The following is a 21636-nucleotide window of genomic DNA, read 5'->3' as shown; positions in this document are numbered from 1 at the left end:
CGTATAGGTCGCAATCTTCGACACAGTAGCGGTCACGCAGGCGGCCGACACGCAATGGCCGACGTTGTTAAGGATTGTTTGATGTCTACCCTCGTCGGCAGGATTGTGAGAGGGAGCGGCGCGTGTGGGCGGCATGCGCAAGCCCATCCTCAGTGCATGGTTGCCTTAGCGCCCCCATGGCGTGACACGATAAACCTGATCGATCGCGCCGAAGACAGTCGACCCATCCGGCATTCTGACTTCGATCCGGACCCGATCGTCGGGCTTTAACCACGACGTTCTTTCTTCGCCGAACTCCAAAAGGTCCAGTGCACGGCGCTCGAGAATGCAACATTGGCCGAACGTGTCCCGGTCATAAGTTGCGACGGTGCCCCCACCGATAATTGTGCCCGCGGTGAGCTTTCTATGGCGCGAGGCCTCCGAAACCAGCGTCGCGAAATCGAACATCATGTGCTCCGCCCCGTCTGGGCAACCAAATACCTCGCCGTTCCACCTGACTTCCACCGGAAGTGAAACTTTGAAATTGATCCAGTGCTCACCAAGCTCGTCCGGCGTAACCAGGAACGGCGCGAGCGTCTTTTTAGGCTTGCAGTGGTAAAAACCGAAACCTCTCGCGTGCTCCACCCTTTGAGTAAGGCGAAGACTAATGTCATTCATAAGCCCGACCAGCAGAATTCCGTTTGCGCCTTCGGCCTTTGTTGCCATTTGCTTGACGTCGTTGGTCACGACCACCAGTTCGGCCTCGAAGTCCGTACCCTGATCGTCGGTGCCGAGAATGAAGTCTTCCGTCGGACCCAGGATCGAGTCGGAAACGCTCTGATAGAAGCTGGGCTTCTCCGCCATTTCCTCAGGGAAACTCTGTTTTCGCATGCTAAAGCCGAGTTCTAAATGCGGCCTGTATCCGCCGCCGTCGAGCAACTGATACGCACGAGGTAACGGCGCGCGCCATCGCAACTCGCTGATTGGCACCGTTGCGCACAGTGTGCCTTTCTGCAGGCGTCGATACTCTTCATGCAGAGGTTCCGAATATTTCGACCACGAATCGATGGCTTCTTGCATCGTGCCAACGATGTGCGATACAACGATCGCCTGGCCTGAGCGCGTGTCTGCCAAAGCGAGAGCACCATCCCGCGTCCAATTGTCAATCGTCCCAAGTTTCACGCTTGCATCTCCTTCAAAAACAGGTTGTTTGCCGGGCTGCCCCTGCGATCTCGATCAATCAAGTTGAATATGGTGGTCCCTGATCAATTTTCCCCAGATTTCAGATTCTTTGTTGATTCTTGAAGCCATTTCCTGGGAGTTGGTTGAGGCGGGAAAATAACCGAGATCGCGCGCGCGATCCTTGATAATTGGAGTTTGATTGATTTTATCGAGCTCCTGCTGATACCGCTGAATAACGCTATTCCCCGTGTTTCCAGGCGCCCAGAATGCGTTCCATCCCGACAAATCATAGTTTGGCAACGTCTCGGATACTGCCGGCACATCTGGAAGAGCGGCGAGCCGCTTCAGCCCGGTCACCGCAATCGCCTTGACTTTCCCTGCTTTGATTTGAGGGATGGCGGTGGCCGCGGGCTCCATCAACAATTGGATATGCCCCGCCGCCAGATCGTTAATCGCCGCTTGCTTGTATGGCACGTGAGTCAGTTGAATTTTTGTTGCCTGCTCAATCAACATTGTGCCCAGATGCATCATGCTCCCGTTTCCGCTGCTGCCGTAGTTGAGCGCTCCCGGCTTGCTTTTCGCGAGTTTGATTACATCATCCAGATTTCGGACAGGTAAATCATTGTTCGCAATGAGAACATATGAGCCTGCCAAAACTATCGAGATAGGCTTCAAGTCGCGCTTTACGTTAAATGGCAATTTTGGATAAAGATATGGATTTATCGTGACAAGTTGATTGTAGCCAAAAAGAATCGTGCTCCCATCCGGATCAGATTTCGCAACATTTTCCGTTCCGATGATGCCAGAGGCGCCGGGCTTGTTGTCGACCACAACAGATCGCCCCAACGCTTTCTGTAACTCACTTGCATAGATTCTCGCGAAAATGTCCGGCGCAGACCCGGCAGAAGCAGGAACCACGATTCGGACGGGTTTTGACGGCAACCACGACGATGGTTGAGCCATAGCGGCGGACGAAACTAGTGCAAATGCGAGAAAAAGGTATCCATGCATATTCATGTGGGACTCCTCAAATAAACGGTGTCTGAATAAATCAAAATTTATGTCGCATACCGATGCCCGCCGTAATTCCGCTACCGAAATTGCCTAGCTTGTCATAAAGCACGTTTCCGTAGATGTCGGTTCGCTTTGACAGCGGATAAATGTAACCAACTGCCGCGTCGCGCCGGCGAACGTCCGCTTGGGTGGAGGAGCGAACATTGGTTTGCGTCACAGCGAGCGCAATTTTTCCGGTCGAAAATGGAATATTCGCGCCAACCATGAACGTATCCGTCCTGAAGGTCGTGCCGCTCGCGCGCGTCGCGTCGTATTGCAAGATTGGCTTGATCCAGCCAAAGTCATAAGCGGCGCCTGCCACCAAGACGCTTTGTGCCCAACTTCCCGTCGGCAGGCCTGGACCTACGCGAGTTCGTTGAAACAAGATGGTTGCGGTAAGCGGTCCGCGGTCCAGATACAACATAGCGACGCCATTGTTCGAGGAGTTCGTGCCACTGACCTCGCCAAGGCTATAGACGAAGCGACCAGACACCCCAGCATATTCGGGTGTGTAGTAGCCGACGGCATTGCTCCAGGCCGTGTCGCTTGCGATGTATCGGCCAAACGATGGAACCCAAAGTGGGTTCATCACCGGGGAAAAGACCGTCGAGCCTCCAAATGGATCAAACTGGGCGGTCGCCAGGTAGGTAGGGCTGGATAGTCGCCCGATGCGCACCTCTCCACCCCTTCCCTCAATGCCAACGTAGGCGTTCCTTGACAGAAGACTGTCGGCTGCCGATCTCCCGGATGCTCCCGTATCGATTTGGTAGAAGCCTTCCACGCGGAAGTTTGCCTTCAGGCCATTCCCAAGATCCTCACTGCCTGCCACGCCCCAAAATGACAACGACATTCCGCCGCTGCCGATGCCAACTACACTGCCGCTGGCCCCACTTGGCTTCACCGTGCCAAAGTATGCGTCCGCAATGCCATACACCTGGCTGCCCGCGTTGACGGGCGTCGCTACAGCCAGAAGAATCGCCAGGGCGAACGTTTCCCGGCCGCGACGGCGGCCATATTTATCAATCATGTCTCCTCCAATTTCTTATTTTTTAGTTACGAACGTTAAAGTCGTTTATTTTTTTGTTTTTATTGTGTCTGATCCGGATCAGATGACATATTTTCCAGTATGAAAAACGTTACCTGGATTCTTCTCGAAATCCGAAATCAAGAACCTGTCCTGCGGTTTCTCCGACGCAGTTTTTGGTATGTTTTCCATCATGTGAATGTAAGTTGGAACGAAGTTGGCCTCCAACATATCGCGGCAGATATTGATAAGCTTTTGCAGATCGAAGCGAATGATGCGGGACGGTACGATTGCGGCAACGATATCCTTCTCTCCGGGAGCTTTGGACGCTGCATCGATGCCGTAGACATAGACGTCGTCCACAAGTCCTGAATCTGCAATGACGCGCTCGATGAATGCGGTATTGACAAAATCTCCATTTTTTCGAATTCCTCCGCCCTTTCGATGTGAAAAGAAGATCCAGCCGTCCGAATCTGTGCGAACAATGTCCCCCATGTGCAGCCATCCGCCCGCACATTTGCGCTTTGACGCTTCTGGAGCGCCGATATATTCGACTGTGACAGGCGAGCCATCGGCCCGCCCAATGAGCAGTTCGCCCAAGGCTCCCGGTATCACCGGCTCTCCAGCCTCGTCCACGATCCTTGCAATAAAGTCATTTCCGAGGCGCCCGCAACTCCCCACGGGGCCAACCCCTGGAGGATTCACTGCGAGCCCACCTTCTGCCGCACCATAGAATTCAAGAACCTGGACGCCAAAGCGCGACTCGAATCTGCGCCAGATCGACTCAGGCATACCGGCAGAGACCACCAGGCGCACTGGATTCGCCGCATCGTCACCGCGCGGAGGCTCCGCATATACCGCCGTAGTCATCCCGCCGAGCAAAGTAAATGAAGTACATGCGAAGCGGCGCGTAATATCCCAGAGACGGGTCTTCGTGAACCTGCGCGAGATCACGATGGAAAGCCCACCGACTATCCCGGCGCCGAGGGTTGCAATCTGCGCATTGGCGTGCGTTAGCGACAAGCCGGTGTAAAGGCGATCCGACGCTACGTATCCAAACTGATTAAAAGCTGCCCTCGACGTGCTGAAGTAGCGTCGATGGGTCATGACGATACCCTTTGGATCGCCGGTGGTCCCCGATGTGAAGAGAATCTCCATGGGATCGTCCGGGTCGATCTGATGCACGATCTCGTCACCATCACGATAGAAATCGGCAAAGTCTCTTATCGAATCGTTGCAGGGCCTGGCGGCTGCTTTTTCACCGGTGGCAACGACCGCAATGCAGGTGCGCGAGGGCGATTCATCCAATACTTCCAGAACGTGCGCAAGCGAGTAGTCGGCCGACACCAATGCAGACGCGTTGACCTGCGCCAGCATGAATGCGAGTTTTTCCCCACGCGTTCGTGGATCGATTGGCACGAGCGTCACGCCGATCAGACTGCACGCGAATAGCAACTCGATGAACTCGAGATGATTTGCCATTAGCGTGGCGCACCTGTCACCGGATGCCAATCCGCTATGCTTCAGGCCGCGGCCCACTGCCTGAATCCGATCCCACAATGCGGCATACGTGACTTCGACGTCGGCGACCGTCTCCGCCCCTTCAAATATCAATGCGACGGAATCGGGCGTTTCGAATGCCCTGCGGCGTATCACATCGAGGATGCTCACCTCAAGATGTTTCATTGGTCTTCTCTCTGCAAGACAGAAACCACGACGGTCGCTGCGTCGTCCCCAATCCAGCCTCCACCATTCTCTGCGATGGCAGTGCGCGCGCCGTCAACTTGGCGAGCGTCAGCGCGTCCCAACAGTTGATCGAATAGCTCAACGAGTTGAGCACATCCAGAAGCACCAATAGGATGCCCTTTGCGAAGCAATCCGCCGGACGTGTTGACGGGAATGCGGCCGCCGAGTTCCGTCGCGCCACTTTCAATCAGTTCGATCCCCGCACCGGGCTTCGCAAGGCCCAGATACTCGTAGTACATGAGTTCCGCTGGCGCCCCCGCATCGTGTAGCTCGACTACGTCAATGTCACTGGGTTCGATGGCGGCCTTTTCATAAGCCTTCCTCGCCGCATACGGCACGAGCCTCTCCTCGCCGCCCTGATAATCCCATCCAGTAGCGGCAACGGACGACAGTACCCGCACACGCTTTTGCAGTCCGAGCCCCTTCGCCTTCTTTTCTGAGACGAGTACCAGGGCCGCCGCTCCATCCCCGATAGGCGAACACATGGGTCGCGTCAACGGAGCGACTACCATTGGAGCCGCTAGCACTTCATCCACGGTCAACACTTCCCGGAACTGGGCTTTAGGATTCAAGCTGCCGTGCCTTGAATTTTTTGCCGATACCATGGCGAAGTGCCGAGCGGTAGCCCCAGTCTCTTTCGAATACTCACGTGCCATGGCCGCGTAGATATCCATAAAGAGAGATCGAGTGGTACCGGCCCCGGCAAGGTCGGCTTCCGAGCCGGTATCTCTGATACTCTTCGCGAGCGATGCCAGAACGTCGTCCATTGCTTCCACGTCGACCGCGCCCTGGAAGACCGAGAACGTCTTGCGCTTATCTTCGCTATACAATTTTTCGAAGCCAGCCACCAGCACAACGTCGTAGGCGCCCAGTTCGATCATCGTGACGGCTTGCTGGAATGCAGAGGCAGACGTGGCACATGCATTCTCAATATTGACAACTGGAATGCGGCCGATGCCCATGCCTCGAAGTACAACCTGTCCGGGGACCAGCACTTGTCCCGTCATTACACCCGCGGCCGCGTTTCCCATGTACGCCGCCTGAATCGCATCTTTGGACATTCCCGCATCACGCAGCGCAGCCGAAATCGCTTCGGAAGCCAATGATTTCAGACCTCGGTCAAGATGTTTTCCGAAGGCGGTCATTCCCGCCCCGGCTATATATACTCGATTCATAAGGAAGGCTTTCCGTCGACATTAAGTAACGTTGTTACTGCGTGGTTATAAAAAGATGGATTGAGCGTCAAAAATTACGTCGAAACAACGGTCTGGCTAGAGCTGATGCCCCCCCATATAATCGAAAAAATCTCTTCTGTCTTTCCAACCAGTGAGTATTTCCTGCGACGATACTCCCACATCACGAACGTTCTGTTCAACATGCCAGCGAATGCGTCGAGGATCGACAGCGCTGAAATATCCGAACGGACTTCGCCGCGTGCCTGGCCATCACTGATAGACTTCAGGAAGATCTGCATGACGTCATGCTGATGGTAGGTTGCATCTCTCATCCAACGCTCAAGAGGAACGGTCAAGAACACGATTCTGCCGACTTTTGGATGTCGTTCGTAGAACTCGAAATGCCGCCTTAGACAGTCTTGCATTCCTTCCCTCATCGATTGGCATCCCACCAGCGGAGCAACGGCATGAGGATAAAGCTCTCTAAACCAATCATTAATAAACCAAAAGAGCAAAGACTCCTTATCGCCGAAATAGCGGTAGATGGTGTTAAAACTCATTCCCGCTTCCTTCGCGATGGACCGCATGTCAGCGCGGTGGAAATCGCCCTCCGAATAGATGTTCAGAACCACCGGGGACAACCGTTCGCTAACATCCAAGGGGATTGCGCGGACGTCTGAAGGCGCACAAGCGGGCTCACGAACGCCGCTGGCGGTATGTTTGGCGTCACGTTGCAACTTCGTTACCTTACTCATGATGTTTGCCGGTTGCTATCAACACAGTGTCTTTCGATGGAATGGGCTTCGGCGCCCACGGTGCATCACTTCAATCCGGGACGAAGCCGATCACCCGCGCGGGAGCAGCGCTGCATCGTGCGAGCTTTAGTGGGAACAGGCCAACTTGAAAGCCGCTAGCTGGCAAGGAGGCGAGATTGACCAGTTTCTGAATGATAAACGCCTCCTTGACGGTAATGGCCTTGTGCGCATCCCATAGAAGTCGTTTGTTTCCGGTCCGCTTGAAATCGGCGCTCATGACTGGAAAGGGGCGGTCCCACCCAATGGCATCGGTCCCAATAGCTCGAGCACCACGCTCGGTGAGATGGAGGGTGCTTTCCCAGGTCATGCCAGGGTAGTTGAAGTACTCCGGATCGGAGATTTTGAACCGTTCCTGACCTGTGCGGATGAGTACGGCATGACCATGTACATCATCTACCGCGGCTTTCCGTTGCGCCTTGTCGAGCATTTCGCTGGTGATGGCTTGCCCTGGAACGACATACTCGCGCACGTCAAATACGACGCCCGGCAGGAAAAGTTCGTTCAGATCGATTTCGTCGATTGTTCTGGAGGTTCGTCCTTCGCAAAGCGATCCGCTGTGTAGAGGTGCATCAACATGAGTGCCGCAATGCGATGACATCTCCAGCAACACTTCTGAGCCCCATCCCTCCCCATCCGGCAAGTCGGCATGCGTGCACCCAAGTGCTGCACAAAAAATATCCTTCCCGGCGGCGTCAGGCGCGTGATATTCAATTCGGGGCGCGAAGACGTTCGCAATTGGCGTACCACGCATAGGCTCGGGCAAGCGATCCCGATCAGTCGGATCGATAGTACCGGTCAGGTCAACAAGCTTCATCTGAGATTCTCCGAAATTGCTCAGCCACGCGCCAAGCGACAGATACGGTAACATTGTTACTCTCGGCAATGATACGGAGCGGACCAGCAGAGGTCAACCGCCGCTCCTTGCGCGTTTTCCCTAGTGACCGGGGTTGGGAAGACATTGCGTCCTGCGCGCCGCTTGGCTTCGAGGCCTTGGACATCTGGCGGAACAGCCCGTCAGGTGCAGAAGGAGCCGTTCGCCTCCCACGCCCGCCGTGGCCGTTCGTTCGAATCAGGGATACGTTTCCGGCGCGCTACCGACCGAAGCGCGCCTGGCAGGTGGCTGGGTCATGGCGTTCTACAAGGAGGAACGCCTTGACCTCAGTACGCGTGAACGTCGGCGCGTGCCAGCATCGCCGACCCCGCTAGACACGACGCCACCGACCTTCCTGGATGAGTGCCTCGGCCAGTTTCGGGATGATCTGTGCCACCTGCCGCGCCGCCGCCGTGAACGGGCGCTGGCTGCTGGTCGCCAGCACCACCGATTGGCGCAGCGCGCGGTCGGTCAGTGCGACTGCCTCGAGTTCGCCGCTGTCCAACTCGGTAGAGACCGCGTGGTAAGGCAGCACCGAATACGCCGTGTGGTCGGTCAAGATGCGCTTGATGACCACCGATGAACTGGCCTCCATGCACACATTGAGCGCAATGCGCTGCGCACTGCTCAGTTCGTCGAGCAGGTTGCGGATTGCATTGGGCGGCACCGGCAGCACGAGCGGCAGGCCGGCCATCTGCCGCATCGGCATCGACGGTGGCACCCCGCCCGCCGTGCGCCAGTGCGCGCGCATCGACGCGCGGCTGCCGACCAGCATCAGCGGTGTGTCGAACAGGCGCCGGTAGCTGTTGCGGCCCTCGGCGCGGTAGCGGTTCAGCACGGCGAGGTCGACACTGCCCTGCGTCAGTCGCGTCTCGATGTCGCCGCTGTAGCCCTCGACGAAGCGCAGCCGCAAAGCGGGCAGCCGTTCGCAGACAGCCGCATACAGCCGGCTCGCCAGCAGCGGCGCCACCGCCGGCACCAGTCCGACCGTCAGTACGCCGCTGACGTTGCCCGCTTGCCCGCGCGCAGCCTCCACCAGTTGCCTCGCGCCGGCGAGCAGCGGCTCGGCGTCTGCGAGCACCTGTTCGGCCAGCGCGGTCGGGCGCACGCCGCGTCCGGTCCGGTAGAACAGCGCGCCGCCGAACATGCGTTCGAGCTCGGCCACCTGCCGGCTGATCGCGGACTGCGCGAGCCCGAGGTGCGCTGCCGCCCCCGACACGCTGCCCGCGCGCGCCACCGTGACGAAGGTCGCCAGCGCCTTCAGCGTCAGTTCCTGGCCGGCGTCCGCCAGCAAGCCTGCCTCCATCTGTCTGTCCCCTGTTATCTGATTTTCAGAAATCTGGTTTCCGCCCACGGCATTGATCGCAGCATAGCGGCAATCTATCGTTACGGGCAAGCAACGCTGACAATCAGGAGACACCGGCCCATGCCCCTCATCGCACAGAACCACCCGCTCGCCCCACTCGACGGCGCCGAAGCCGAGATGCTTGCCCGCGTCCAGGTGCTCGCGCAGGACCACATCGGCCCGAAAGCGAACGCGGTCAGCCGCGACGACGCATTCGCCTGGGACACCTTCCGCCTGCTGGCCAGCCACGGTGTGATCGCCACCGCATTCCCTCGTGAACTGGGCGGCACCGAGGCGTCGATGCTGCTGCGGGTCAGGATGATCGAGGAGGTCGCACGGGTGTGCAGTACGGCGGCGTCGCTGATCACCGGCACCGACCTGTCGTCGCGGCCCATCGTCGCCGGCGCATCGCCGGAACTGGCTGCGCAGACCGTGCCGCTGCTCGCGAGCGGGGAGAAGCAGTCCGCCTTCGCGCTGACGGAGCCCGGCGCCGGCTCCGACCTCGGCCGGCTGTGCACGGTCGCCAGGCGCGATGCGGGCGGCTACCGCCTGCACGGGGTCAAGAAGTTCATCACGCGCGCGTCGGTGGCCGACATGTTCGTCGTGGTCGCCTCGCTCGCCGACGGCCCCGGGGGAAGCAAAGGCCTGACCGCGTTCCTCGTGCCGCGTGACGCCGCCGGCCTGAGTGTCTCCCCGATCATCCCCAAGATGGGCTGGCATGGCGTGCCAATTGCGGAGGTGTATCTTGACGACGTCCATGTGCCCGCCTCGCACCGGCTGGGCGAGGAAGGGCAGGGCATGGCAATCGCGCAGGACACGCTAGTGCGCGCCCGCGTCGGCCACGCCGCCATCGCGCTGGGCCGCATGACCGGCGCATTGCAGATCGCCGCGCAGTACGCCGGGCACCGGCAGGTGTCGGGCAAGGCGATCGGCGAGCACCAGGGTATCCAGTGGATGCTGGCCGACATGGCCGCGCGGATCGAGGCGGCGCGATGCCTGGTCTACAGCGCCGCGCAGCGCTACGACCGCAAGGACCCCGAGACGTCGATTCACGCGTCCATCGCCAAGATGCACAGCACGGACCTCTGCATGCGCGTGGTGGTCGACTGCGCGCAACTGCTTGGCGGCAACAGCTACCTGAATGCTTATCCGATCGAGCGCTTCCTGCGCGACGCCAAGATGAACCAGATTGGCGAAGGCACCAGCGAAGTCCACAAGAACCTGATCGGTCGCCACGTCATGAAGACCGCCTCGGCCATGCCGCAACATCCGTGCCTCGACTTCGAGCCGGACCTGTTCGGAGGTGCATGATGGCCAGCACCGACAGCCTCACCGACAGCCTCACCGACAGCCTCACCAACAGCCTCACCAACGACCTGTGCCGCCGGCTCGGCATACGGTATCCGATCTTCGGACTGGCGCACAGCATCGAGGTAGCCGCCGCCATCTCCAACGCCGGCGGGCTCGGCGTCTACGCCGCCGCGCGCGACGGCCCCAACGAACTGGCGCGCAAGCTGCGCGACCTGCGCGCGCTGTGCCCGGGTGTGCCGGTCGGCGTGGACCTGCTGCTTCCGACGTCGCTGCCCGGCGTGTCGACGCCGGAGGACATTGCTGCCGCCATCCCGGAAGGCCATCGGCGTTTCGTCGACAGCTTGTTTGAGCGCTTCAACGTACCGGAGGCCACACGCGGCAACTTCTTCTCGCAATACGTGCGCTCGCAGGCGCTGTTCGAGGAACAGGTGACGGCGGTCGCGCAGAGTGACATGGACGTGTTCGCGGCCGGCGTCGGCACGCCGGCCGATACCCTCGCACGCGTGCGCCGCGCCGGCAAGACCACGATGGCGCTGGTCGGCGCGGTCAAGCATGCGCAGAAGGCCATCGCGGCTGGTGTCGATGTGCTGGTCGCGCAGGGCTACGACGCCGGGGGCCACACCGGCAGTGTCGGCACCTTCACGCTGGTGCCCCAGATCATCGCGGCAGCAGGCGGGCGGCCCGTTCTTGCAGCCGGCGGCATCGGCGAGGGCAGCCAGATTGCCGCCGCGCTCGCGATGGGCGCGCAGGGTGCATGGCTTGGCACGGTCTGGCTCGGCAGCACCGAACACGGCCTGCCAGCCGCACTGACCGACCGGCTGCTGTCAGCCGGCAGCGAGGACACCGTGATCACCCGCGCCCACAGCGGCAAGCCGTGCCGCGTGGTGCGAAGCGCGTTCTCCGATGCGTGGGAAGCCCCTGGCGCGCCGGCCCCGCTCGGCATGCCATACCAGCAGGCGCTGACCGGCCGGCTACTTGCGGCGGTGGAAGAACACGAGGTCGCGCCGCTGATGTACGAGGCAGCCGGGCAGAGTGTGGCGTGGGTGCGCGAGGTCGAACCGGTCGCGCACATCGTGGAGCGGCTCGTGCGCGAGACGCGCCAGTCGCTGGAGAACCTTCGCAGTTACCTGCCGCTATGACCGGCCACGCCCGACGCAGACCGGGCAAGAACACATCAGGAGACAACATGAATCGTCGCGCTTTCGGCAGGACCGCCTTTCATACCGCGCTGATGCTGTCGGCACCCGGCTGGTTTCCCGCGCTCGCCCGCGCTGCCAGGCCGCCGGGCCCGAGCGGCTTCCCCGACAAGCCGCTGCACGCCGTGGTGCCTTACCCGGCCGGCGGCGTGGTAGACGTAACGCTGCGCCCGGCGATCGACCGGATGTCGCTCGACCTGCCGCAGCGCGTGGTGGTGGAGAACCGCCCGGGTGCCGACGGCCGCATCGCCATCGAGTACGCCATCCGGGCCCCTGCCGATGGCTACACGATCCTCGGTGTGACGCCAGTGCTGGCGGTGGCGCAGACGCTCTATCCCAACGCCGGCATTCGCGTGCAAAACTTCCGCGCGATCGGCGCGGTGGCGGCGGTGCCGTCGGTGTTCGTGGTCCACGAGAGCGTACCGGTGAAGACGCTAAAGGAGTTCGCTGCGTGGGCCAAGGCACGCCCAGGCGAGGTCAACGTGCCGGTGCCCGGCAGCGGCAGCTCGCTGCACCTGGCGCAAGAGCTGTTCTTCGAAACCGCCGGCATCCGCGTGACCAACATCGGCTACAAGGGCCAGCCACCGTCGGTGCCGGATCTCGCCGGCGGGCAGTTGCAGTTTGCGCTGCTGTCGCAGAACCTCGCACTGCCGATGATCCAGGCGAAGAAGCTGCGGCCGCTCGCCGTCAATGCGGTCAAGCGCACGCGCTCGCTGCCCGATGTGCCAACCATCGCCGAGGCCGGCTTTCCCGATTCGCTGGTGCAGTCATGGTATGGGCTTGCCGTACATTCCGGCACGCCGCAGCCCATCGTCGACTACCTTGGCGTGACGCTGCAGTCGGCAATGGCGACTGCCGACGTGCGCAACAAGCTTGCCGCACTCGACGCCGAGATCCTGGCGCTCGATGGCAAGCAGTTCGACACACTGATGCAGTCCGAATCCGCACGCTGGGCCGCCCTGATCAAGGCGCGCAACATCAAGGCAGAAGCATGACCACGACCACGAACGGGCCGCTCGCCGGCCTGCGCATTCTCGACATGGCGACCGTCGTGGCCGCGCCACTCGCCTCCACGCTTTGCGCCGACATGGGCGCCAATGTCGTCAAACTCGAACTGCCTGACGGGAGCGACCCGCTGCGCGGGCTGGCCCCGGTCAAGGACGGCATTCCGCTGTACTGGAAAGTCGCCAACCGCGGCAAGCGTGGCATTTCGCTCGACGTGCGCAAGCCCGCAGGCCGTGACCTGTTCTTGCGGCTGCTGCCCGAGTTCGACGTGCTGGTCGAGAACTTCCGCGCCGGCACGCTCGAGCGCTGGGGTCTTGACACCGCCACGCTGCGCCAGGCCAATCCACGGCTGATTGTGCTGCGCCTGACCGGATTCGGCCAGACCGGGCCCTATGCCGCGCGCGCGGGCTTCGCGCGGGTGTTCGAGGCGATGAGCGGCTTCACCAACCTTGCCGGTGAGATCGACGGGCCGCCGCTGCACATGAACTACCCGACCGGCGACGTGGTGGCGGGACTGTTCGGCGCCTTTGCCATCGCCACCGCTGCGGCGGAGCGGCGGTTGTCGCCTGACGCACCGGGCCGTGATATCGACTTGTCCGCCACCGAGGCGCTCTTCCGCCTGCTGGAACCGCTTGCGGTCGAATACGAGCAACTTGGGCAGGTGCGCAAGCGCGCCGGCAATCGGGCGACATACACCGCGCCATCGAACATGTACGCCACGCGCGACGGCGAATGGGTGTCGATGGTCGCGTCGTCCAACCCGATCTTCCGACGCCTGTGCAGGGCGATCGGCCGGCCGGAACTGGCCGACGATCCGCGCTTCGGGACCAACCCGGCGCGCGTGGCGAATCTGGACGCGCTCGACGCTGTCATCGTCGCCTGGTTCGGTGAGCACAGCTACGACGCGGTGGCAGCGGCGCTGGAGGCGCAGGAGATTCCATTCAGCAAGATATTTACGATCGAAGACATCGTGCGCGATCCGCATTTCCAGGCGCGCGCGGCCATCGTGCGCCTGCCCGACCCGGAACTCGGCTCCGTGCCCGCGCCGTGCGCCGTGCCGCGCTTCTCGGGACACACCCCCGCCGTCCCGCGCACCGGGCCGGCGGTGGGCGAGCATAACGAGGAGGTCTACGGCGGACTGGGGCTGACGCCGCGCGATCTCGCTGCGCTGCGCGGAACGGGCGTAATCTGACCGGCGATGGCGGCTGGTCCTTGATAGCGGACGCCGCCATCGCAGAGATCCGCATGACGGCCACGGGTAGGTCCGAGACCACCACGCTTTGGCGGCGGGCATCCCACCGAGACCGGTTGAATCCGCAGCCGCAACCGGCCATTGAGCAAGCCGTACGACGTGCGGTGAAGCGACTGCTGTGCTCCCCAAACCGTTGAAATCCGGGCAAATGCTAGGCAAGCAACCGCAAGGCATCAGCGAGCGAGAGCACCGTTGTGCGCGAGTCGAACGCCGTTGAAAAAAGATGATCGTGCACGACCTGATCCGGGTCGTAGCAGCAATCCTTGACCGTGAATAAACGGAAGTCCGCATCGCTCGCATACGCGACCGACGACAGCACCACACCGGTCGAGGCAATGCCCACCATGAGCAGGGTATCGATGCCCTGCGCGGAAAGCCGCACCTGCAGGTCGGTACCAAAGAACACGCTGGCGCGATGCGCGATGATGAGCGGTTCCGTGGCCTGTTGGCCGAGTTCCGGCGAGATCTGGTCGTCGACGAAAAGACCAAGTTGCTTGATTCCCTGCCCGTTCCTGTTCAACGGACTGACTTCCGGATAGCCTGGACCAAAGTGGATCTTGGCGAAATAGACGCTGACGCCCTTGGTCCGCGCGGCGTCACACAGCTTGCGCGTGTTGGAGAGCAAAGTGGGCGCGACCGATGGAAATAACGCCAGGATGTCGGTCTGATAATGCATGACCACCAGAGCGGTATGCGCTGGAGCAATCGCCGGAGTCCGCATGGTCGCATCGTGCGCATCGGCGGCGCTTTCCATGCTCTGTTGATGGTCTGATGAATCGGCGGGCCCACGTTCAACGGGTGGCTCCATAAGGCTGCGCGATAGAGAATGATGATCGACTCTACCACGACCAACCGGCCCGGAAGGGCGCCGAACGTGGTCCGGCGCCCTTGTTTTCCCCTTGCTTTACGCTGATGTATGCCTATGTGCGCAGATCGAAGCGGTCGAGGTTCATCACCTTGACCCAGGCAGCGACGAAGTCCGTGACGAACTTATCCGCGCCGTCCTCGCTTGCGTAGACCTCGCTCAGGGCCCGGAGCTGAGAGTGTGAGCCGAACACCAGATCCACGCGCGATCCGGTCCATTTGACCTGCCCCGTCTTGCGGTCGCGTCCCTCGAACACATCCTGGCTGAGCGCTTTCCATTCCACGCCCATGTCGAGCAGGTTGCGGAAGAAGTCGTTGGTCAGCGTTTCCGGGCGGTCGGTGAAGACGCCGTGCGCATCTTTCCCTGTGTGGACGTTCAGCACGCGCAGGCCGCCGATCAACACAGTCATTTCGGGCGCGGTCAGCGTCAGCAACTGCGCCTTGTCCAGCATCATCGCTTCTGCCGGAACGCGAACCCTCGGGTCGAGGTAGTTGCGAAAGGCATCGGCCGTCGGTTCAAGGGCGCCAACCGATTGCACGTCGGTTTTTTCCTGCGAAGCGTCCATGCGGCCCGGCGAGAAGGGTACGGTCAGCTTCCGCCCGGCCTTCTCCGCTGCCTTCTCGATGCCGGCGCCGCCCGCCAGCACGATCAGATCGGCCATCGAGATCTTCTTGCCACCCGACTGGGCACCGTTGAACTCGCCCTGGATACCTTCCAGGGTCGTCAGCAGCTTGCCCAGCTGATCCGGCTCATTGGCCGCCCAGTCCTTCTGCGGCGCCAGGCGAATGCGTGCGCCGTTGGCGCCGCCGCGCTTGTCCGAGCCGCGGAACGTCGATGCCGATGCCCAGGCCGTCTTCACCAGCTCCGAGACCGACAGCCCCGACGCCAGGATCTTCTGCTTGAGCGCCGCCACGTCCTGGTCATTGACCAGCGGATGGTCCAGCGCCGGAATGGGGTCTTGCCAGAGCAACTCTTCGGCCGGGACTTCCGGGCCGAGGTAGCGGGCGCGCGGTCCCATGTCCCGGTGGGTCAGCTTGAACCAGGCACGGGCGAATGCATCGGCGAATTCCTCGGGGTTCGCCATGAAGCGCCGCGAGATCTTCTCGTAGATGGGGTCGAAGCGCAGCGACAGGTCCGTGGTCAGCATCGTCGGCTTGAGCTTCTTCGACGGATCGTAAGCGTGCGGAACCGTTTCGCCGGCATTCTTGGCCACCCACTGGTTGGCGCCTGCAGGGCTCTTGGTCAGCTCGTACTCATAGCCGAACAGGTTTTCGAAGAAGCCACTGTCCCACTTCGTCGGCGCGGTCGTCCAGGTGACTTCCAGGCCGCTGGAGATCGAATCCGTGCCCTTGCCTGTGCCGAAGCTGCTCTTCCATCCCAGACCCTGGTTTTCAAGGGCGGCGGCTTCGGGCGCGGGGCCTACGTGATCGGCGGGACCGGCACCGTGCGTCTTGCCGAAGGTGTGGCCGCCGGCAATCAGCGCGACGGTCTCCTCATCGTCCATGGCCATGCGGCCGAACGTATCCCGGATGTCGTACGCCGCGGCGAGTGGGTCCGGATTGCCATCGGGGCCTTCCGGGTTCACGTAGATCAGGCCCATCTGCACGGCACCCAGGGGATTCTCGAGGTTGCGGCCGGGGTCGGTGATCCCCCCCTCGCTGCCGCCCTTGCCGTAGCGGACGTCGCCGCCCAGCCAGGTCTTTTCATTCCCCCAATAGACGTCCTGGTCCGGTTCCCAGGTGTCTTCACGGCCGCCGCCAAAGCCGAATGTCTTGAAGCCCATGGTTTCGAGGGCAACGTTACCGGCGAGGATCATCAGGTCGCCCCAGGAAATCTTCTGGCCATATTTCTGCTTGATGGGCCAGAGCAGCCGGCGAGCCTTGTCCAGGTTGACATTGTCCGGCCAGCTGTTGAGCGGTGCGAAACGCTGCTGGCCCCGCCCGCCACCGCCACGGCCGTCGCCGATACGGTACGTGCCGGCGCTGTGCCAGGCCATGCGGACAAACAGACCACCGTAATGGCCGAAGTCCGCCGGCCACCAGTCCTGCGAGTCAGTCATCAGCGCCGCGAGGTCCTTCTTGACTGCAGCGAGGTCGAGGCTCTTGAACGCCTCGGCATAGTTAAAGCTTTTGTCCAATGGATTGGACTTGTCGGAGTGCTGGCTGAGGAACTCTAGCCGCAACTGATTCGGCCACCAGTCCCGGTTGGTGGTGCCGTCACCGGCGGCGTGGTTGAAGGGGCACTTTTCGTTAGACATGCTCTCTCCTTCGGAGGCGTACCAAACGTGAGTTCTAATGTGAGTTCTAGTAGTTCCGCGTCAATGCTGCCACTCGGGACCTGCATCGGCAGGCCTGCCGCACACAAAATATAGTTGAAAGCGCTCGCCAACCAAATGAGAGGTTTGCAATTGCCTCAATAGCGCATCGCTATTGCTTACCCGCAACCGTGCCGGGGTTAGCTCCACCGATTGTTGCCCGGTGCTTGACCTATAGTTCCGATACGTAAGCAACTGCAGCGATCAGCGCTCGGAGGTTGCAATCATGACCATGGCTACCACGCTGGCTAGATGCCTGAGCAAGAAGCAGAGCCGGTTTGAAACCGTTCGCCGCCCAGGCGGCCCCGCAACTGCGCAGGCTGCGTATGTTCCCGCAGACCGGCGCGCCCGAACTGTCTTGCTGGAGGACAACCGAGGCTACCTGGCAGCGGTGATCCCTTCCAGCCACCAGCTGAAACTGCTGGATATCTGCAAGCAAACCGGCCGCAAGCTGTCGCTGGCGCATGGGGATGGTGTGCGAGAAGTGTTCAGGGATTGCGACATCGGCGCGCTCCCGCCAGTCGGCATGGCGTACGGCACGCTGACCTGGCTCGACGACAGCCTGCTGGCGCATCCCGATGTCTACTTTGAAGCTGGCGACCATGAGGAACTGGTGCACATGAGCACCGAGCAGTTCACCGCGCTCATGGCGCAAGCCCGGCGCGGGCATTTCGCGCACCGGATGATGTAGGGCGCCGCGCGTGCGCCAGCGGCGACGTCAGAACGTCCAGAAGAGGAAGTGTCGACGCCGCCGCTCATGGACCGGGCGAGGAGGCCGGGTTTCGGGGCCGAGCCGCGCATCCGGGTCGATCACCCGCGCGCGCAGCGCCATGTCGTAGAACGCGCCCACCATCGGTAGGGCGCTGTGCGCGCCTTCGCCCCAGTAGTTGCCGAGCGTCACGCGTCCATCGTCGAAACCCACCCACGCGCCCGCCACCAGTTGCGGATGCATCAGGATGAACCAGCTATCCGTGTTGTCCTGCGTCGTGCCCGTCTTGCCGGCCACGTCGGCGCGAATCCCGAAGCGCGCCCGGATCGCCGCGCCGGTGCCCCGGCTAACGACGTCGCGCATCACGTCCACGAGCGTTTGCGCCGCGCCGGCGGGCAGCGCCTGTTCCGGCGGTGCGCTCGGGAATTCGGCCAGCACCTTGCCGTCGTGATCCTCGATGCGCGTGACCATGCGCGGTTCGATATAGGCACCGCTTCGAGCGGACTCGCGCGCACCCCCATTGCGCGCGCGAGCCGTGCGACCTTCTCGGGGCGTTCCTTTTGCATGAGCTGAGCGGTGACGCGGTTGCGCGAATACACTAGCGCGTCGCGCAGCGTCATCGGCCGGCCGGTGGGCGGTTCCGCGTCGGTAGGCCGCCAGATCGCATCCCCGGACAGCGCAATGGCCACGTTACGGTCTACGATCGTATCGCTTGGCCGCGCACCGTCCGCGAAGGCCGCGCCGTAGACGAACGGCTTGAACGTCGAGCCCGGCTGACGCCGGGCCTGCTGCACGTGATCGAACGGTTCGTCACGGAAATCGCGGCTGCCGACCCATGCCTTGATATCGCCGTTGCGTGGATCGATCGCGACAAAACCCGCCTGGATCTGCGTCTTGCTCCGGCAGAGCGCGCGCACGAACGTGGGGTTCGCGCCGAGCTTGCTGAGCGCGGCCTCATCCGATTGACCCGCATCGCGCGCGGCGCGGTAGTCGGGCGACTGCCGGATGAAGGTGCGGAACAGGTCGTTGCCTGGCCAGCAGCCCGTGCGTTCGTTCCATGCGCCGTTCGCGATCCACTGCAACTGGTTCGTCTGCCAATCCAACGCCTGCGTCGCCATTGCCTGCAGACGCGAATCGATGGTCGTGCGCACGACCAGCCCGTCGGCATAGATGTTGTAGCCGTTGCGATCAGCCCACGCGATCAGCCACTTGCGCAATTGCGCCGAAAAATGCGGCGCGGCGCCCGGTTGCGCGGTCTGCAACTCGAAATCGACGTTGAGCGGTTGTCGCTTCAATGCGGCGTAGGCATCGGGCTTGAGCTTCCCGTATTTGTTCATCTGCCCGAGCACCGTGTTTCGCCGCTGCAATGCGCGTTCGGGATTGAGCACAGGGTTGTAGGTGCTGTTGGCCTTCAGCATGCCGACGAGCGTCGCGCTGTCGAGAATGTCGAGCTGACTGGCCGATTTGCCGAAGTAGGTGCGCGCGGCCATTTCCACGCCGTAGGCGTTGTACAGGAACGGCACCGTGTTCAGGTACGTCTCCAGGATCTGATCCTTGCTGTACACGGCTTCGATCTTGAATGCCGTGATCGCTTCCCTGAGCTTGCGCGTGAGGGTCGGCGCGCGGCCGATTTCATCGGGATACAAGTTGCGCGCGAGCTGCTGCGTGATCGTCGATCCACCTTGCCGGTCGCCGGAGAACGTATGCAGCGCGGCCGACGCGGTACGCTTCCAGTCGATGCCATGATGCTCGTAGAAGCGGCGGTCTTCGGTCGCGATCAATGCAGCCACCATGTGCGGCGAGACCTGCCTGAGCGACACCCACTCGCGATTGACCGGTTTGAACGTATCAAGCAGCTTGCCGTCGGCCGACACGATCCACGCTGGCCGATCAACGCGGGCTTTGCGGATGTCGCCGATGCCCGGCGTAGACGGCACGAGCGCAAGCACGTACAACACGAAGAGCGCCGGCAATGCGGCGAGCGTCAGCGCGACGCCGCGTCGCGTCGGGTGGCGCAGGCGGCGCAGCGCGCTGTCGAGCACTAGCCTGGTGATGGTGCTGCCGGCGGCGGCCAGCGGTCGGACGCGGGCGAGCCACCGTGCGCAATGCTCACAAAACAACGATGCATATCGGCGAATCACGGTGGCGGGGCGCTGGCGGAAAGAGCGCGATGGTAGCAAAGCGCAAGGGCGCTTCTGTTATCAAAACAGGGCCGCGGCGCGCGGCACTTACATAAGCTTACATTTGTTTCACGTGGACAACGTTCGCCATGGCCACGCAAGCGCCGATCGCCAAGCGCGAGCGCAACGCGCCGGATGGCCGCCTGCGCTCACCGGCCATTCGGCGGGCGGCGAGCGCAGGCTGGACGGCGGGTTCGTCGGCCCCTACTGGACGGTGATGGTCGCCATCATATTTGGATGTATGCCGCAGAAGATCTTGTAGACCCCCGGCTTGTCGAACTTGAACTTGTAGGTGTCGTTCTGATCGAGCGCGCTGGAGCGGAACAGGCCGGCGTCGTTGACAACCGTGTGCGGTTCGCCATCGAGGTTCTTCCAGGTCACGGTCGAGCCAGCTTTGATCGTGAGCGACATCGGCGAGAACATGAAATTCTTCACAACGACGACGTGGTTCTCCTGCGCTTGCGCGAAGGAGAACTCGCAAGCCAATGCTGCCATGAGTATCCCGGCTCCGAGGGGGACGACGAAGGCGCGGCGAAGGATGGTTGTTAGCATGATCTGGGTCCTGGTTGGTTGGCGGTGCCTGGAAATTCAGGCGAGCGTGGTGTCGGCGAGTGTCGCTGCGAGCGGGTGGCCCATGATCTTGATGCTGGTCACGCCAAGCATCCTGGGAAGCTGATCGCCCGGCACCGTCAGCGGCATGGGACCGGGCCCATTGCCGGCCGTCGGTTGTGGATAGGCCGTCGAGCGCGCCGTATGGAAGGTGATATTGCCTTCCACCTTCGACACGATCTGGTGGATATGGCCGTTCAAGACCGTGACCGAGCCGAAGCGCGTCAGATAGCGCATCGCCTCGCCGGCGTCGCCGGTGCCCCAACCCCATGGTTGGTAGATCGTCCACATTGGCATGTGTGCAAAGACGACGATCGGCGTGCTGGACGAGCGGCCCTTCAGATCGGCTTTCAGCCAGGCGAGTTGGTCGTCGCCCAGGCCGCCCAAACCGTTTGGCTTGAAATGCATCACGTTGACCAGGCCGATAAAGTGGACGCCGCTGTGGTCGAAGCTGTAGTAGCCCTTGTTGCCGGAGGCTTGACCGAAGCGGTTGAAGTATTCCGTTCCAGGCCCGTCGGTCACGTCATGCTCGCCGGGCACGGTATGCAACTCGGTGATATTCAGCCCCGACATCAATTGGGCCGCGCGGTCGAACTCTTCGGCCTTGGAAAGATGCGTAATGTCGCCCGTGTGGATCGTCAGCGCCGGCTTGACCGGCATGGCATTGACGAAGTCAATGGTCTGCCTGAGCGTGCCCGCGACGTCGGGATTGGCTTCCTTGTTGAAGCCAATATGCGTGTCGCTGATCTGCAGGAAAAGCGGGACGCCCGCGGCAGATGACGGGCCTTTCCCGGAGGCGGCAAGGCCCAGTTCCACGGGCGCGAGAACGCCGCCTGCCAGGACAAAGACGGTGCCCGCGCCACCGAAAGCGAGACACTTCAATGCGCCGCGGCGCGACGGGTTGGACGGAAGATCTGACGACATATTGCCCTCACAAGGAAAGTTCGAGAGGTGGGCCGCCGGACCATCCGGCGGACCTCCCGATTGGATTCACCAGGTAAACCG

General features: G+C 61.7%; 17 protein-coding genes and 1 pseudogene. 5 read left to right on the top strand and 13 right to left on the bottom strand.

Annotated elements, in window-relative coordinates; translation table 11 throughout:
* Positions 1 to 165: 165 nt before the first annotated feature.
* The 8 genes from AC1RWI_RS10345 to AC1RWI_RS10310 all read right to left on the bottom strand — a co-directional run bounded on the left by AC1RWI_RS10345 (position 166) and on the right by AC1RWI_RS10310 (position 9151).
* Positions 166 to 1161, bottom strand: a complete 996-nt coding sequence (locus tag AC1RWI_RS10345; RefSeq protein ID WP_492866155.1) for a fumarylacetoacetate hydrolase family protein — start codon at positions 1159 to 1161, stop codon at positions 166 to 168.
* A 54-nt stretch (positions 1162 to 1215) separates the two neighbouring features.
* Positions 1216 to 2178: a Bug family tripartite tricarboxylate transporter substrate binding protein gene (locus tag AC1RWI_RS10340; RefSeq protein ID WP_492866153.1), complete on the bottom strand. Its 963-nt coding sequence runs from the start codon at positions 2176 to 2178 to the stop codon at positions 1216 to 1218.
* A gap of 34 nt (positions 2179 to 2212) precedes the next feature.
* A complete protein-coding gene (locus tag AC1RWI_RS10335) occupies positions 2213 to 3241 on the bottom strand; it encodes a porin (protein WP_052494671.1) in 1029 nt (342 codons plus the stop codon).
* Between the two features lie 78 nt (positions 3242 to 3319).
* Entirely contained in the window at positions 3320 to 4924 is a 1605-nt protein-coding gene (locus tag AC1RWI_RS10330) for an AMP-binding protein (protein WP_492866151.1), read from the bottom strand.
* Positions 4921 to 6159: a thiolase family protein gene (locus AC1RWI_RS10325; RefSeq protein WP_492866149.1), complete on the bottom strand. Its 1239-nt coding sequence runs from the start codon at positions 6157 to 6159 to the stop codon at positions 4921 to 4923. Before AC1RWI_RS10325 ends, AC1RWI_RS10330 begins: the two co-directional genes overlap by 4 nt.
* Positions 6160 to 6233: 74 nt before the next feature.
* Positions 6234 to 6914, bottom strand: a complete 681-nt coding sequence (locus AC1RWI_RS10320; RefSeq protein ID WP_043349086.1) for a TetR/AcrR family transcriptional regulator — start codon at positions 6912 to 6914, stop codon at positions 6234 to 6236.
* Between the two features lie 70 nt (positions 6915 to 6984).
* A complete protein-coding gene (locus AC1RWI_RS10315; RefSeq protein ID WP_492866147.1) occupies positions 6985 to 7788 on the bottom strand; it encodes a cyclase family protein in 804 nt (267 codons plus the stop codon).
* Positions 7789 to 8176: 388 nt separating this feature from the next.
* A complete protein-coding gene (locus tag AC1RWI_RS10310) occupies positions 8177 to 9151 on the bottom strand; it encodes a LysR family transcriptional regulator (protein WP_043349083.1) in 975 nt (324 codons plus the stop codon).
* Between the two features lie 120 nt (positions 9152 to 9271).
* On the opposite strand from AC1RWI_RS10310, the gene AC1RWI_RS10305 reads away from it, so the two are divergent.
* Genes AC1RWI_RS10305 through AC1RWI_RS10290 form a run of 4 tightly spaced genes read left to right on the top strand, consistent with a single transcriptional unit; the run spans position 9272 to position 13894 of the window.
* Positions 9272 to 10501: an acyl-CoA dehydrogenase family protein gene (locus AC1RWI_RS10305; RefSeq protein ID WP_043349080.1), complete on the top strand. Its 1230-nt coding sequence runs from the start codon at positions 9272 to 9274 to the stop codon at positions 10499 to 10501.
* Positions 10498 to 11640 carry an NAD(P)H-dependent flavin oxidoreductase gene (locus tag AC1RWI_RS10300; protein ID WP_492866144.1) on the top strand — a complete coding sequence of 381 codons (1143 nt, stop codon included), beginning with the start codon at positions 10498 to 10500 and terminating at the stop codon, positions 11638 to 11640. The genes AC1RWI_RS10305 and AC1RWI_RS10300 overlap by 4 nt, the downstream gene beginning before the upstream one ends.
* Positions 11641 to 11687: 47 nt before the next feature.
* The gene (locus AC1RWI_RS10295; protein WP_492866142.1) at positions 11688 to 12692 is read left to right on the top strand and encodes a Bug family tripartite tricarboxylate transporter substrate binding protein; all 1005 of its coding nucleotides are present in this window, start codon (positions 11688 to 11690) and stop codon (positions 12690 to 12692) included.
* A complete protein-coding gene (locus tag AC1RWI_RS10290; RefSeq protein WP_492866140.1) occupies positions 12689 to 13894 on the top strand; it encodes a CaiB/BaiF CoA transferase family protein in 1206 nt (401 codons plus the stop codon). The genes AC1RWI_RS10295 and AC1RWI_RS10290 overlap by 4 nt, the downstream gene beginning before the upstream one ends.
* Before the next feature lie 211 nt (positions 13895 to 14105).
* Here AC1RWI_RS10290 and AC1RWI_RS10285 read toward each other — a convergent pair whose 3' ends face one another.
* Positions 14106 to 14708 (bottom strand): cysteine hydrolase family protein, encoded by a 603-nt coding sequence (locus AC1RWI_RS10285; protein WP_492866138.1) that lies wholly within the window; start codon positions 14706 to 14708, stop codon positions 14106 to 14108.
* A gap of 166 nt (positions 14709 to 14874) precedes the next feature.
* Positions 14875 to 17076 carry a catalase/peroxidase HPI gene (gene katG / locus AC1RWI_RS10280; RefSeq protein ID WP_492866136.1) on the bottom strand — a complete coding sequence of 734 codons (2202 nt, stop codon included), beginning with the start codon at positions 17074 to 17076 and terminating at the stop codon, positions 14875 to 14877.
* A gap of 283 nt (positions 17077 to 17359) precedes the next feature.
* Here katG and AC1RWI_RS10275 point away from each other — a divergent pair, with 283 nt between their 5' ends.
* Complete coding sequence (locus AC1RWI_RS10275; protein WP_492866134.1) at positions 17360 to 17824, top strand: aminoacyl-tRNA deacylase; 465 nt, start codon at positions 17360 to 17362, stop codon at positions 17822 to 17824.
* A gap of 27 nt (positions 17825 to 17851) precedes the next feature.
* Here the strand turns inward: AC1RWI_RS10275 and AC1RWI_RS10270 are convergent.
* The 3 genes and pseudogenes from AC1RWI_RS10270 to AC1RWI_RS10260 all read right to left on the bottom strand — a co-directional run bounded on the left by AC1RWI_RS10270 (position 17852) and on the right by AC1RWI_RS10260 (position 21555).
* Positions 17852 to 19962 (bottom strand): annotated as a pseudogene (locus tag AC1RWI_RS10270) (penicillin-binding protein 1A).
* Positions 19963 to 20226: 264 nt separating this feature from the next.
* Complete coding sequence (locus tag AC1RWI_RS10265) at positions 20227 to 20574, bottom strand: cupredoxin domain-containing protein (protein ID WP_043349057.1); 348 nt, start codon at positions 20572 to 20574, stop codon at positions 20227 to 20229.
* 36 nt (positions 20575 to 20610) lie between these two features.
* The gene (locus AC1RWI_RS10260; protein ID WP_492866132.1) at positions 20611 to 21555 is read right to left on the bottom strand and encodes a metallophosphoesterase family protein; all 945 of its coding nucleotides are present in this window, start codon (positions 21553 to 21555) and stop codon (positions 20611 to 20613) included.
* Between the last annotated feature and the right edge of the window lie 81 nt (positions 21556 to 21636).

The organism is Cupriavidus sp. MPR-AND1C (assembly GCF_058809705.1).
Note: the sequence above shows the minus strand (reverse complement) of the source record. Positions and strands in the feature narration are given on the sequence as shown.

Coding starts and splice junctions, on each gene's coding strand:
- AC1RWI_RS10265 (WP_043349057.1), bottom strand. CDS start 20,574: ATGCTAACAACCATCCTTCGCCGCGCCTTCGTCGTCCCCCTCGGAGCC.
- AC1RWI_RS10310 (WP_043349083.1), bottom strand. CDS start 9,151: ATGGAGGCAGGCTTGCTGGCGGACGCCGGCCAGGAACTGACGCTGAAG.
- AC1RWI_RS10300 (WP_492866144.1), top strand. CDS start 10,498: ATGATGGCCAGCACCGACAGCCTCACCGACAGCCTCACCGACAGCCTC.
- katG (WP_492866136.1), bottom strand. CDS start 17,076: ATGTCTAACGAAAAGTGCCCCTTCAACCACGCCGCCGGTGACGGCACC.
- AC1RWI_RS10275 (WP_492866134.1), top strand. CDS start 17,360: ATGACCATGGCTACCACGCTGGCTAGATGCCTGAGCAAGAAGCAGAGC.
- AC1RWI_RS10260 (WP_492866132.1), bottom strand. CDS start 21,555: ATGTCGTCAGATCTTCCGTCCAACCCGTCGCGCCGCGGCGCATTGAAG.
- AC1RWI_RS10330 (WP_492866151.1), bottom strand. CDS start 4,924: ATGAAACATCTTGAGGTGAGCATCCTCGATGTGATACGCCGCAGGGCA.
- AC1RWI_RS10340 (WP_492866153.1), bottom strand. CDS start 2,178: ATGAATATGCATGGATACCTTTTTCTCGCATTTGCACTAGTTTCGTCC.
- AC1RWI_RS10290 (WP_492866140.1), top strand. CDS start 12,689: ATGACCACGACCACGAACGGGCCGCTCGCCGGCCTGCGCATTCTCGAC.
- AC1RWI_RS10325 (WP_492866149.1), bottom strand. CDS start 6,159: ATGAATCGAGTATATATAGCCGGGGCGGGAATGACCGCCTTCGGAAAA.
- AC1RWI_RS10320 (WP_043349086.1), bottom strand. CDS start 6,914: ATGAGTAAGGTAACGAAGTTGCAACGTGACGCCAAACATACCGCCAGC.
- AC1RWI_RS10335 (WP_052494671.1), bottom strand. CDS start 3,241: ATGATTGATAAATATGGCCGCCGTCGCGGCCGGGAAACGTTCGCCCTG.
- AC1RWI_RS10315 (WP_492866147.1), bottom strand. CDS start 7,788: ATGAAGCTTGTTGACCTGACCGGTACTATCGATCCGACTGATCGGGAT.
- AC1RWI_RS10295 (WP_492866142.1), top strand. CDS start 11,688: ATGAATCGTCGCGCTTTCGGCAGGACCGCCTTTCATACCGCGCTGATG.
- AC1RWI_RS10285 (WP_492866138.1), bottom strand. CDS start 14,708: ATGGAAAGCGCCGCCGATGCGCACGATGCGACCATGCGGACTCCGGCG.
- AC1RWI_RS10305 (WP_043349080.1), top strand. CDS start 9,272: ATGCCCCTCATCGCACAGAACCACCCGCTCGCCCCACTCGACGGCGCC.